This window comes from Sphingobium sp. SYK-6 (assembly GCF_000283515.1).
GTDB classification, from domain to species: Bacteria; Pseudomonadota; Alphaproteobacteria; order Sphingomonadales; family Sphingomonadaceae; genus Sphingobium; species Sphingobium lignivorans.
The window spans coordinates 222,349-234,592 of the sequence record NC_015976.1; the positions used below are offsets into that span (position 1 = coordinate 222,349).

Consider the following 12,244-nt stretch of genomic DNA (forward strand, 5'->3'; position numbering starts at 1 on the left):
CGGCTGGCCCGTTAGCGCAGCGATATCGTCATTGCCGCAAAAGGGGACCGATGATGACCGTTTCGTTCGCGGGCGTCGGCGCTATCGTCGCGCCGGCGCTGCTGATAGCCGCGCCCGTCTTCGCGCAGGATACGCCGCCGCGCCTCTCGCTGGGCGTCACCGGCGGCACGCTCGGCATCGGCCCCGAGGCTGGCCTCCGCTTCAATCGCACCGTGGGTGTGCGCGCGAGCGCGGCCTTCCTCGATTTCAGCCATGAATTCGATGTCGACGACATCGATTATGACGGCCGGGTGAAGCTCGAATCCTATGGCGCCATGGTGGACATCTACCCGACCGGGAGCGGCCTGCGCGTCTCGGGCGGCGTGCGCGTCGATCGCAACCGGGTGAATGTGACCGCAGCGCCGACGGGCAATGTGACCGTGGGCGACATCAGCTTCACGCCCGAGCAGATCGGCACCTTGCGGGGTCATGCCGATGCCGACGATGTCGCGCCGCTGGTGACGATCGGCTATGCGGGCGGCCTCACGCGCGGGATCAAGTTCGGCGTGGACGGCGGCGTGATGTTCCATGGCTGGCCGCAGGTGCGGGAGCTGACGGCGGACGGCAGTTTCGCCGCGAATCCGATCTTCCAGGAGGAATTGGCCAAGGAGCGCGTGAAGCTGTCCGATGAAGTGGACGGTTACCGCATCTATCCCGTCCTGCAGTTTTCGCTCTTCTACGCTTTCTGAACACCGGGCCGGCAGGGCCTCTCCTCAGCGCCGTTTGACCGGACCGCGCTTGCTCGACGTATGGCGGATATTGGCCGGTCGCCCCTGCCGGCGGATGGTGCGCGGCCCGCCGGGCGGGCGGCCACTCCGCCGGTCCCGGCCTGCCGGCATATGGCTGGCACCCTCCGGCAACTCGAACCGCAGCGCGCCGTTGATCGGGTCCGACTCGACGAGGCGCAGATCGATGTGGTCGCCAAGTGCATAGCGCTCGCCCGTTTCCTCGCCTTCCAGCGCCTGATGGACTTCGTCATAGCGGAAGCGCTCATGGCCGAGCGTCGAGACCGGGACGAGACCGTCCCCGCCCAGCTCCTTCACTGTGGCGAAGAAACCGAAGCTCTGCACGCCCGTGATGCGGCAGGCCATGATCTCGCCGACATGGCTCGCGAGGAACGCCGCGACATAACGGTCGACGGTCTCGCGCTCGGCCTCCATGGCCCGGCGCTCAAACTGGCTGATCCGTTCGCCAATGGGCGTCAGGTCGGCGGCGTCCTCGGCTGAGAGGCGCGTTTCCCGGGCAATGCCGCGATCCTTGGGCGCCGGCAGTTCAAGGCCATAGGCGCCGACCAGCGCGCGATGGACGAGAAGGTCCGCATAGCGCCGGATGGGCGAGGTGAAATGCGCGTAGCTGCCCAGCGCGAGGCCGAAATGCCCCAGCCTCTGGGGGCCGTAATAAGCCTGCGTCTGGCTGCGCAGAATCTGCTCCATGATCTGCGGACGCGCCGCCGCATCGTCCGGAATGCGCTCGATGATGCGATTGAAGGTCTTGGTGGTGATGACCTGTCCCAGCGTCAGGGGGATATCGAACGTGTCGAGATAGTCCTTGAGCGAAGCCAGCTTCTCGCGCGTCGGCGGCTCGTGGACGCGATACATGACCGGGGCCTTCTTCGCTTCCAAGGCCTTGGCCGCCGCCACATTGGCGGTGACCATGTAATCCTCGATCAGCCGGTGCGCATCGAGCCGCTCGCGCACAGCGATGCTGACGATCCGCCCCTCTTCATCGAGCACCACCCGCCGCTCGGGCAGATCAAGGTCCAGCGGGCCACGCGCCTTGCGATCCCGCGCCAGCAGCCGCCAGCAGGCCCAGAGCGGCTTCAGCGCCACCTCGACGAGATCCTCCGGGCCTTCGTTCCACGCGAAGCTGGCCGGCGCATCCGGGCGGCCTTTGCCTTCCGCCTTGTCCATGGCGGCCTGCGCCTGCTCATAGGGAATGTTCGCCGCCACGCGAATGAGCGCGCGCGTGAAGCGCCAGGATTGCATCTTGCCGTGCCGGTCGATCACCAGATGGCAGGCCATGGCCGCACGATCCTGCTCCGCGCGCAGCGAGCACATGTCCGATGAGAGGGCATGCGGCAGCATCGGCACGACCCGATCGGGGAAATAGACGCTGTTGCCGCGCTTGCGCGCCTGCCGGTCGAGCTGCGAGCCCGGCCGCACATAATAAGAGACGTCCGCGATGGCGACGATAGCCTTGTAGCCGCCCTCATTGGCGGGATCATCGTCCGGCGTGGCCCAGACCGCATCGTCGAAATCGCGCGCGTCCACCGGATCGATGGCGACGATCGGCAGGGCGCGCAGGTCCTCGCGCGCCTCGGCATGGAGCGGAAGGTCATGGACCTTCGCCGCTTCCTCTTCGGCTTCCTCCGGGAAGGCATCGGGGATGCCATATTTGTGAATGGCGATGAGGCTGAAGGCGCGCGGCTGGAAAGGGTCGCCCAGTACATCCGTCACGCGCGCGGTGATGCGCGGCGGCCGTCCGGTCTTCTCGGCAAGGACGAGATCCCCGGGCACGGCCTCGCCATGCTCGCTGATCGGCGTCTCGCGGCGGATGCGCTTGTCGACGGGACGCAGGACCAGCTTGCCGCGCTCGTCCTTCGCCACCACGCCGAGCATCTGCTCGGCCGCACCGGCAAGCTTCTTCATCGGATGGGCGACCCAGCCATGGCCCGCCTGCTCGGTGCGCGCGAGGATGCGATCTCCCACGCCCAGAGCCCCGCGCTTGCCGCGTTCGATGACGCGCAGCTTCGGAATCGGATGCCCCTCCGCTTCCCAGCGCTCCGGCACCGCGATGACCTGCGCGCCTTCCGTGTCGATGACGCGCAGCACCGTTACCTTGGGCACGCCGCCCATCTGGTGGAATGCGCGGGCCGGGCCGATATCGATCAGCCCCTCGTCCGCCATGTCCTTCAGCAACGCCTTGAGCGCGATCTTTTCGCTGCCCTTGAGGCCAAAGGCGCGCGCGATTTCCCGCTTGCCGGCCGGCTGGTCCGATGAGGCGATGAAATCCAGGATCTGCTGGCGGGAAGGGAAACCGGCGGGGCGGGGCTTTTGGGGTGATGCCATGGCACTGATATAGAGGCGGCGGCGCCAAGGGCCAATGAATTGCGGGCAGGATGCTACCTGTTCTCGCCCGGACCATGGCCGGACTGCGCGGCTGGCCGGGTTTGACATGGCGGACCCCACAGGGCAGGGTCGCATCTTCCCCATCCCCTTCAGGAGTATTCGCCGGCCTCGCGGCAGGTCGGCCAAATCATGCCCATGATCGATTTCACCATGTCCACCGCTGCTTTTCCCTGGCTCGGCGACGTTCCTCTCTGGACAGAGACGCTGATCGGCCTCGCCCTGCTCGCCACGGCCTCGTGGCTCGGCAATTTCCTCGTCAAGAAAGTCATCCTCCAGCTCGTGATGCGGGTGCTGCCGCATGACGGACCGACGCCGGTCAATGCGGTTGCGCGGCTGGCCAACATCGTGCCCGCCGTCATCATTTCGCGCGGCATCGCGGCCGTGCCGCATCTTTCCGAGGGGGTGATCGTGGTGACGCGCAATGTCGTCAGCGCGTTCATCATCCTCACGATCGTGCTGGCGCTGAGCACCGCACTCACCTTCGCGAACGATCTCTACCAGCGCCGGCCCGATGCGGCGAGCCGGCCGATCAAGGGCTATATCCAGGTCCTCAAGATCGTGCTGTTCGCGGCAGCGGCGATCCTGATGATCGCGGTGCTCATGGAGCAATCGCCCCTGCTGCTGCTCTCGGGACTGGGCGCGATGGCGGCGGTGCTGATGCTGGTGTTCAAGGACACCATCCTCTCGCTCGTCGCTTCGGTGCAGCTCACCTCCAACGACATGCTGCGCGTGGGCGACTGGATCGAGATGCCCCAGCTCAATGCCGACGGCGACGTGATCGACATCGCTCTCCATACGGTGAAGGTGCAGAACTGGGACAAGACGATCACCACCATTCCCACGCACAAGCTGATCGAGCAGAGCTTCAAGAACTGGCGGGGCATGTCCGAGTCAGGCGGCCGGCGGATCAAGCGCGCGCTGCTGGTCGACCAGACGAGCGTGCGCTTCCTCACGCATGACGAGGAAAAGCATCTACGCCGCTTCGCGCTCATCGACGATTATCTCGACCGCAAGCAGGCCGAGATCGACGCATGGAATGCCACGCGCGTGGTGAAGGAGGGCCGGGATCCCGTCAACAGCCGGCGGATCACCAATATCGGCACGTTCCGGGCCTATGTCTTCGCCTATCTGCGCGCGCATCCCGGCATCACGAACGACATGACACTGCTGGTCCGCCAGCTCCAGCCGACGGCACAGGGCCTGCCGCTGGAAATCTATTGCTTCACCGGCACGACCGCCTGGGCCGTCTATGAGGACATACAGTCCGATATTTTCGACCATCTGCTCGCGGTGATGGGCGAATTCGGCCTGACTGTCTTTCAGGAACCCAGCGGCGCTGATCTTGGTACTCTGGCTGCCCATCTGGGGGATCGATCACAGGCGACCGCCGGCCGAAGGTGAATTTCATGGCGGGAGGGGGCGGTTTGCCCCTCCCGCGATGGGTTGAGACGGTCCGCTCCACGGCTCGTCGCACAAATGCCCGGACGAGCGTCCCGCGCTACCTTTTCTTTACGGAATTAACCCTATCGCTCGCGGGACTCGTTTGGGAGCCTCCAGCTACAATGGTGCATGATGACGAAATCGCCGGGCGGGCCGAGGCCGTCTGGGCGGCACTGGATCGCTCGCAGGCGATCGTCGAATTCTCGACCGACGGTTTCATCCTTGATGTGAACCAGAACTTCCTGACGATCTTCGATTATGATCGCGCCACGCTCATGGGCGAGCATCATCGCCTGCTGTGCAGTCCCGAGGAAATCGCGACGGACGCCTATCGGGAGTTCTGGCGCCGGCTGGGACGGGGCGACTATCTGTCCGGTCGCTTCCAGCGTCGCGCGAGAGGCGGCCGCATCCGCTGGATTCAGGCGACCTACAATCCCATTCTGGACGGTGCGGGGAAAGTCGCGCGCATCTTCAAGATCGCCAGCGACATCAGCCGGCAAGTCGAGCTTGAGGAGGAAGTGAAGGCCAGTCTTCGGGCCGCCGAACGCTATCAGGCGGAGCTTGCGGACCGGAAGGCCGAGCTGGAGAGCGCGATGGACCGGATCGGCGGGATCGTGACCGCGATCGACAGGATTGCCTCCCAGACCAAGATGCTCGCGGTGAATGCTGCCATTGAAGCATCACGGGCGGGGGAAGCGGGCGTTGGTTTCGCGATCGTGGCCAATGAGGTGAAGAAACTGGCAGGCGATACGCGCAGCGCGACCGAGCAGGCGCGCCTCATGATGACTTCCGCGAGCACCGTGGCCGGTCCCCGGCTGCTTGTTCCGCTGGCGGCCTGAGCCGCTCGGCGCTCAGGAAATGCGGTCCCGATGGAAGCAGGTCTGCATCCCCTCTCTGCCTTGCCGCATGCCTGGCGCCGGATGTCTCCATCCGGCGCGGCTTTTGAAGCAGTTCAGTCGCGCAGCAGATCGTTGATGCCGGTCTTGGCGCGGGTCTGCGCATCCACGGTCTTGACGATCACGGCGCAGTAAAGGCTGGGACCGGGCGTGCCGTCCGGCAGCGGCTTGCCGGGCAGGGCGCCGGGCACGACCACGGAATAAGGCGGCACTTCGCCGATGAAGACCTTGCCGGTGGCGCGGTCCACGATCTTGGTCGACTGGCCGATGAACACGCCCATGGACAGCACCGATCCCTTGCCCACGCGCACGCCCTCGACCACTTCCGAGCGCGCGCCGATGAAGCAGTCATCCTCGATGATGACCGGGTCCGCCTGAAGGGGCTCCAGCACGCCGCCAATGCCCACGCCACCGGAGAGATGGACATTGCGGCCGATCTGCGCGCAGCTTCCCACCGTCACCCATGTGTCGACCATGGTGCCTTCGCCGACATAAGCGCCGATGTTCACGAAGCTCGGCATCAGGATGACGTTGCGGCCGACATGGCTGCCGGCGCGCACGATGCTGCCCGGAACGGCGCGGAAGCCGGCCGCCCGGAACTCGGCCTCCGTCCAGCCGGCGAACTTGCTGGGCACCTTGTCCCACCAGTGGCCGGCGCCGGGACCGTTGTCGATGAGGGCATTGTCGTTGAGGCGGAAGCTGAGCAGCACGGCCTTCTTCAGCCACTGATTGACTTGCCAGCCCTCTCCGGCCGGCTCCGCCACGCGTGCTTCACCCGAATCGAGCATGGCCAGCGCGCGGTTCACCGCGAAGCGCACGTCGCCCATGGTCGAAAGGCCGATGTCTGCGCGATCCTCCCACGCGGCATCGATGGTGGCGATCAGGCTTGTGTCGGTCATGGCGTCCTCTTCCGGAATGATAAGGTCGCGCGCCCCTTAAAGTAATTTCGGTCCGGGTGGAAACAACCGACGAAGCGAAGAATGAAGGAAAGCAGAACCATGGAACAGTCGCGGGTCGGTCGGAGCCCTGGTGCGGCCTCAGTGGCAAGCCGGCTCATCGTGGGGTTAGTGCCGAGCGTCGACAAACCCTGAGAATTCGAACGACTTGCCTCTATCGCCTCCGGCTCGCCCTCGCTATGCCCCTTGAGGAATCGCGCGGCCTCAGCCGCCAGCCAGCGGGAGGAAGTCATGAGTCAGATCACGCTCGAACAGGCCAATGCCATCATTGCCGGTGCTTTTGCCAAGGGACGGGAAGCGGGCTTCAAGCCGCTGAGCGTTGCCGTTGTGGATGCGGGTGGCCATCTGATCGCCTTTCAGCGCGGGGACGGCGCATCCTTCGCGCGCGCGCAGATCGCGACGGGCAAGGCGGCCGGCGCGCTTTCGTTCGGCGTTTCATCGCGCAAGGTGGGCGACATGGCCGTGGAGCGGCCTTGGTTCATCGGGGCGTTCGCTTCGTCCGCGCCGCATCCGGTCATTCCCGCAGCCGGCGGCGTGATCGTGGTCGACGGAAGCGGCGCCTTCATCGGCGCGGTCGGCGTGACCGGCGAGACCTCGGACAATGACGAGATCGCAGCTCTGGCCGGCATCGCCGCCGCCGGACTTGCCGCGCAGGGTTGAGCCAGGGAGACGAGGATCATGACGAAGATGGTTGAGCGTGCCGGCCTGTCGGTGGCTGCGGATCTGGCGGCCTTCATCGAGACGCAGGTGCTGCCGGGAACAGACATTCCCGCCGACGCCTTCTGGGCCGGCACGGCGGGCATCTTCGCGCAATATGCGCCGCGCAACCGGGCGCTGCTCGCCACGCGCGACAATATGCAGGCCCAGATCGACGCCTGGCACGCCGCGCGCGCCGGCAAGCCGCTGGATCAGGCGGAATATGAGGGCTTCCTGCGCGAGATCGGTTATCTGGTCCCGGAACCGGCGCCCTTCACCATCGGCACGAAGGATGTCGACCCGGAGCTGGCGGTGCTCGCCGGCCCCCAGCTGGTCGTGCCCGTGCTCAATGCCCGTTTCCTGCTCAATGCCGCCAATGCGCGCTGGGGCAGCCTGTATGACGCTCTCTACGGCACCGATGCCTTGCCGGGCGCGCCCGCCGGCAAGGGCTACGATCCCGCGCGGGGGGCGCAGGTCATAGGCTGGGTGAAGGCCTTTCTCGACGAGGCGGTGCCGCTCGCCAGCGGCTCATGGGCGGACTGGACCGGGCAGGGCGATCCTGATCTCGCCGATCCGACCCAGCTTGCCGGCTGGTCCGGCGACAACATCCTGCTGGCCCATCATGGCCTGCACATCGAGCTGGTGATCGACCGCACCCACCCGATCGGCAAGGATGATCCCGCCGGCATCGCGGACATCCTCCTGGAATCGGCGCTGTCCACCATCGTCGATCTTGAGGATTCGGTGGCCGCGGTGGACGCCGAGGACAAGGTCGCAGCTTATGCGAACTGGCTCGGCCTGATGAAGGGCGATCTCACCGCGACATTCGAGAAGAGCGGACACAGCATGACCCGCGCGCTCGAGGCCGACCGCCGCTACGACGGCCGGGACGGCGAGGAATTGCTGCTCAAGGGCCGCAGCCTGCTGTTCGTGCGCAATGTCGGCCACCTCATGACCACGCCGGCGGTGCGGCTGCACGATGGCAGCGAGGCACCGGAAGGCATATTGGACGGCATCGTCACCAGCCTGATCGCCCTGCACGACGTGCGGGGCCTCGGCACGTTCCGCAACAGCACGACCGGCAGCATCTATATCGTCAAGCCCAAGATGCACGGGCCGGAGGAGTGCGCCTTCACCAACGACCTGTTCGATGCGATCGAGGATCTTCTGGGCCTCGGCCGCCACCAGCTCAAGGTCGGCGTGATGGATGAGGAGCGCCGCACCTCTGCCAATCTCGCGGCCTGCATCCGTGCGGTGAAGGACCGGGTGGTGTTCATCAACACCGGCTTCCTCGACCGCACCGGCGACGAGATCCACACATCGATGCGGGCCGGTCCGATGATCCGCAAGGGCGACATGAAGACGTCCGACTGGATCAAGGCCTATGAGGACCGCAACGTACAGATCGGCCTTGCCTGCGGTTTCTCGGGCCGCGCGCAGATCGGCAAGGGCATGTGGGCAGCGCCCGACCGGATGGCGGACATGCTTGAGCAGAAGATCGGCCACCCGATGACAGGCGCCAACACGGCATGGGTGCCCTCGCCCACCGCCGCGACGCTCCATGCCACGCATTATCACCGCGTCGACGTGCATGCCCGGCAGGAAGCCCGGGCGAAGGAAGCGCCGGCATCGCTGGGCGCCTTGCTCAGCATTCCGCTGGCGCATGGCGTCAACTGGTCCGAGCAGGAAGTGCGCGAGGAGCTGGAGAACAATGCGCAGGGCATACTGGGCTATGTCGTGCGCTGGGTCGATCAGGGCATCGGCTGTTCCAAGGTGCCGGACATCAATGATGTCGGGCTGATGGAGGACCGCGCGACGCTGCGCATCTCTTCCCAGCATATCGCCAACTGGCTGCTGCACGGCGTGTGCAGCGAGGCGCAGGTCAACGCGGCGTTCGAGAAGATGGCGGCCAAGGTGGATGCCCAGAATGCGGGCGATCCGCTTTACCGGCCGATGGCGGGCCATCCCGAGAGCATCGCGCTGCAGGCGGCGCGCGCGCTGGTGTTCGAGGGCGTGTCGCAGCCCAGCGGCTATACCGAGCCACTGCTGCATGCCTATCGCGCGAAGGCGAAGGCACAGACCTGAGGTCCCCCATGCCGTCCGGAGCGCCGGCGGCTGGCGGCGGCGCGATACGGCGCTTGTCACCAATCTAACGATGATTGTCATCGGACAGTCCTCGACCGCACCGCTAGGACAGGCGCACAGCATCTGCCTGCAGGGGGTGGGGACCGAGGCATCCTCCGGGATGCGCGGGCCGCCAGCGGGTAGCTTGCCGCAGGCAGGTGGGTAGGCCGGCGGCAGGAACGGGCGGCGCACGCAGCGACCCGGTGCGCCGCCCGGCCCCGAGCGGGCCTTGCCCGGCCTGCGCCGGCATTGTGCCCTTCGCGCGAGCGGATATACCGGGGAACCAGATGGCCAGCCTGAACATCCTCTATGTCGAAGACGATCCTCTGGCGGCAAGCGCCGTGCAGGCGCTGGTCACGCAAGGCGGGGACCATCTCGCCTGGGTGCAGTCAGGCCGCGCCGGACTGCAACGCGCCGCAGCGGACCGCTTCGACGTCATCATCCTCGACCGGATGCTGCCGGATCTGGACGGCCTCACCATCGTCTCCCGGCTGCGCGCCGCCGGCATCGAGACGCCGGTCCTGATGCTCTCCGCACTCGGGCGCAGCGAGAACCGGATCGAAGGCCTGGACGCGGGCGTGGACGATTATCTCGCCAAGCCATATGAGCCGCAGGAGTTGCTGGCCCGGGTGAAGGCCCTGCATCGCCGTTCCTCGGGCAAGGTGCATGGCGCCGTCATCATCTACGGCGCGCTTGAATGCCATCTCAAGGCGCGCACCGCCTTCCGCGCCGGTCGCCACATCGCGCTCAGCCCCCGCGAGTTCGAGCTGTTCCGCTACTTCATGGAAAATGCCGGCGAGACGGTGACCCGCGAGATGCTGCTGCGGGACGTCTGGAACATGAGCTTCGATCCGCAGACCAATGTCGTCGACGTGAATATCGGCCGCCTGCGCCGCAAGCTGGAGGACGGCTTCACCACGCCGGCGCTCGAGACGATCTGGGGCGCGGGCTATCGACTGACCGCTTGCGAATGAGGCCGGAAGCTGGCGCCCGGCGGCGCGGATCGATCGTCTGGCGCGTCGCTGCGGCCTCCCTGTTGATCGCGGGTCTGGCCGTGACGCTGTTGTTCGCGGCGTCCTGGTCCACGCTGCGGCGCGGCACCAGTGAAGCGCTGGCGGCGACCGTGACCACTGACATTGCCGGGCTGATCGACATCCACGCCAGCGGCGGGGAGCGCGAACTGCTCCGCCGTGTCGCCGATCGCAAGGACGTGGTGACAATGGAGGGGCGGCGGCCCCATTATCTCGTCGCCCGCGCGGACGGAACGCCCCTGGCCGGGGACATCCGCGCCTGGCCGCCCCTGTCCGCCGCATTGTCCGAGCAAGGCTATGTGACGCTGGCGGGGGGAACACCGGTCTATGCGCGGGCAGCGAAGCTCGGCCCGGACCTCCAGCTGCTCGTCGCGCGGGAATATGCCCAGGACCGGGAGACGATGCGGCGCCTCACGCACATCTTCCTGGCGGTGGGCGCGGCCATCGTGCTTGGCGTCGGAGCGGTCGCGATGCTCACGGCGCGCGGCCTCGCGCGGCGGATCGATCATGTGAATGCAAATCTGAGGGCGGCTGCGGAAGGCTATCCGGCCGCGCTCGAGAGCCCCGGCACGCCGCGCGACGAGATTGACGAGCTGGCCTTGCAGGGCGCGCGGCTGCTGGCCCGGCAAGCCCGGCTCGTGCGCGTGCAGAAGCATGTTTCGGACCATGTCGCTCACGAGATCCGCACGCCATTGATGCACCTCGACGCCCGGCTCGCCGCCGCGCTCCAGGAGCGGTCCGAACCGGGCGGCAGCGGCACGCTCACGCGATCACGCGCGGACATCCGCACTATCGTCACCATGCTCGATTCGCTGCTGGACATCGCATCCAACGAAGGGCGGCGGGGCGATCTCGCCGGGCTGTCGGAACTCGATCTTTCCGCGCTCCTCACCGACGTCGCCGCGCTTTACGAAGGCAGCGTGGAGGAAGCGGGACTGGCGCTGGAAACCGCCATCGAGCCCGGCGTGACGATGCTCGCGGAGCGCATGCAGATCGTCCGCCTCGTCTCCAACCTGCTCGACAACGCGATCAAATATGTGCCGGCCGGGGGCACCGTGTGCCTTGCGCTGACGCATGGCCCGCGCATCATCATCGCCGATGACGGGCCGGGCATTCCGCCCGAGGACAGGGCACGGATCTTCGAGCGCTTCGCCCGCAGCGCCGGGCAGGTGACGCAGCCGGGCCACGGCCTCGGCCTTGCGCTGGCCCGCGCGATCGCGCAGCGGCACGGACTGGTGCTCCGCCTGGATGAAACCGCGCGGGGCGCCTGCTTTGTGGTGGAGCCGGAGACATGAGACAGGTCACTCTCGCCGCTGTCCTGACAGCGATGCTTGCCTCGCTGCCGGCCGGCTGCGCCAGTCCGCAGGCGCGCGGGGCAGCGTCTCTCCCAGCGGCACCTGTCACGCGCGCCGACATGGTCGCGCGCCTTCTGGTGGCAGCGGAACAGGCCGCCAATGCGCCCGACCCGCAGCCGGGCAGACTTGCAGAAGCGCTTGCTGCGCTCGACCGGCTCGGCGCGCGTCCCGCGCCCGGCGCGACGGATAGCCTGACCGATCCTCTCCCCGGCTGGCGCACCAGCGCGCCGAACGCGGCGGTGCCTACGATGCGAGGCAGGCTGCTCGGCCCGGCCTATCGCCGCGGCCATCTCGAACCCGGCGCCACGACGACGCTCGCCCAGCTCTTCGATGGTGGGCGCCAGGCCCGCGTCGCCATCGCCGCGGCGGGCGGCGGACCGCTCGGCATCGCCGTGCTGGACGGCACGGGCAAACCGGTCTGCCCCGTCCGGCAGGGCACCGGCAGCCAGTGCAGCTGGGTGCCGCCCTTCAGCGGCCGGCACCACATCAGGCTCAGCAACCCAGGTGCGATGCGGGTGGCTTATTATCTTGTGATAGAGTGACGAATTCCCGGTAACGCCGGGAAAACAGGCTGCCAAG

10 protein-coding genes are annotated in these 12,244 nt (G+C 67.0%); 8 read left to right on the plus strand and 2 right to left on the minus strand.

What is annotated here, in order from left to right:
- The first annotated feature begins 53 nt into the window (after nt 1-53).
- Nucleotides 54-728, plus strand: a complete 675-nt coding sequence (locus SLG_RS01045) for a hypothetical protein (RefSeq protein WP_041392319.1) — start codon at nt 54-56, stop codon at nt 726-728.
- 24 nt (nt 729-752) lie between these two features.
- Here the strand turns inward: SLG_RS01045 and SLG_RS01050 are convergent, their stop codons facing one another.
- Entirely contained in the window at nt 753-3,107 is a 2,355-nt protein-coding gene (locus tag SLG_RS01050) for a ribonuclease R family protein (protein ID WP_014074543.1), read from the minus strand.
- Nucleotides 3,108-3,302: 195 nt separating this feature from the next.
- On the opposite strand from SLG_RS01050, the gene SLG_RS01055 reads away from it, so the two are divergent.
- Nucleotides 3,303-4,568 (plus strand): mechanosensitive ion channel family protein, encoded by a 1,266-nt coding sequence (locus SLG_RS01055; protein ID WP_197535677.1) that lies wholly within the window; start codon nt 3,303-3,305, stop codon nt 4,566-4,568.
- 161 nt (nt 4,569-4,729) lie between these two features.
- Nucleotides 4,730-5,446: a methyl-accepting chemotaxis protein gene (locus SLG_RS22340; protein ID WP_014074545.1), complete on the plus strand. Its 717-nt coding sequence runs from the start codon at nt 4,730-4,732 to the stop codon at nt 5,444-5,446.
- Between the two features lie 113 nt (nt 5,447-5,559).
- On the opposite strand, the gene dapD is transcribed toward SLG_RS22340, so the two are convergent.
- Nucleotides 5,560-6,402: a 2,3,4,5-tetrahydropyridine-2,6-dicarboxylate N-succinyltransferase gene (gene dapD / locus SLG_RS01065; RefSeq protein ID WP_014074546.1), complete on the minus strand. Its 843-nt coding sequence runs from the start codon at nt 6,400-6,402 to the stop codon at nt 5,560-5,562.
- Between the two features lie 288 nt (nt 6,403-6,690).
- Between dapD and SLG_RS01070 the strand changes: the two genes are divergently transcribed.
- The 5 genes from SLG_RS01070 to SLG_RS20135 all read left to right on the plus strand — a co-directional run bounded on the left by SLG_RS01070 (nt 6,691) and on the right by SLG_RS20135 (nt 12,207).
- Complete coding sequence (locus tag SLG_RS01070) at nt 6,691-7,119, plus strand: GlcG/HbpS family heme-binding protein (protein ID WP_014074547.1); 429 nt, start codon at nt 6,691-6,693, stop codon at nt 7,117-7,119.
- A gap of 18 nt (nt 7,120-7,137) precedes the next feature.
- Nucleotides 7,138-9,240, plus strand: a complete 2,103-nt coding sequence (locus tag SLG_RS01075; RefSeq protein ID WP_014074548.1) for a malate synthase G — start codon at nt 7,138-7,140, stop codon at nt 9,238-9,240.
- Nucleotides 9,241-9,566: 326 nt separating this feature from the next.
- Complete coding sequence (locus SLG_RS01080; RefSeq protein WP_014074549.1) at nt 9,567-10,253, plus strand: response regulator transcription factor; 687 nt, start codon at nt 9,567-9,569, stop codon at nt 10,251-10,253.
- Complete coding sequence (locus SLG_RS01085; protein ID WP_014074550.1) at nt 10,250-11,605, plus strand: sensor histidine kinase; 1,356 nt, start codon at nt 10,250-10,252, stop codon at nt 11,603-11,605. The genes SLG_RS01080 and SLG_RS01085 overlap by 4 nt, the downstream gene beginning before the upstream one ends.
- The gene (locus tag SLG_RS20135) at nt 11,602-12,207 is read left to right on the plus strand and encodes a hypothetical protein (RefSeq protein ID WP_014074551.1); all 606 of its coding nucleotides are present in this window, start codon (nt 11,602-11,604) and stop codon (nt 12,205-12,207) included. Before SLG_RS01085 ends, SLG_RS20135 begins: the two co-directional genes overlap by 4 nt.
- The last annotated feature ends 37 nt before the right edge of the window (nt 12,208-12,244 follow it).

Coding starts and splice junctions, on each gene's coding strand:
- SLG_RS22340 (WP_014074545.1), top strand. CDS start 4,730: ATGGTGCATGATGACGAAATCGCCGGGCGGGCCGAGGCCGTCTGGGCG.
- SLG_RS20135 (WP_014074551.1), top strand. CDS start 11,602: ATGAGACAGGTCACTCTCGCCGCTGTCCTGACAGCGATGCTTGCCTCG.
- SLG_RS01085 (WP_014074550.1), top strand. CDS start 10,250: ATGAGGCCGGAAGCTGGCGCCCGGCGGCGCGGATCGATCGTCTGGCGC.
- SLG_RS01075 (WP_014074548.1), top strand. CDS start 7,138: ATGACGAAGATGGTTGAGCGTGCCGGCCTGTCGGTGGCTGCGGATCTG.
- SLG_RS01055 (WP_197535677.1), top strand. CDS start 3,303: ATGATCGATTTCACCATGTCCACCGCTGCTTTTCCCTGGCTCGGCGAC.
- SLG_RS01080 (WP_014074549.1), top strand. CDS start 9,567: ATGGCCAGCCTGAACATCCTCTATGTCGAAGACGATCCTCTGGCGGCA.
- SLG_RS01045 (WP_041392319.1), top strand. CDS start 54: ATGACCGTTTCGTTCGCGGGCGTCGGCGCTATCGTCGCGCCGGCGCTG.
- dapD (WP_014074546.1), bottom strand. CDS start 6,402: ATGACCGACACAAGCCTGATCGCCACCATCGATGCCGCGTGGGAGGAT.
- SLG_RS01050 (WP_014074543.1), bottom strand. CDS start 3,107: ATGGCATCACCCCAAAAGCCCCGCCCCGCCGGTTTCCCTTCCCGCCAG.
- SLG_RS01070 (WP_014074547.1), top strand. CDS start 6,691: ATGAGTCAGATCACGCTCGAACAGGCCAATGCCATCATTGCCGGTGCT.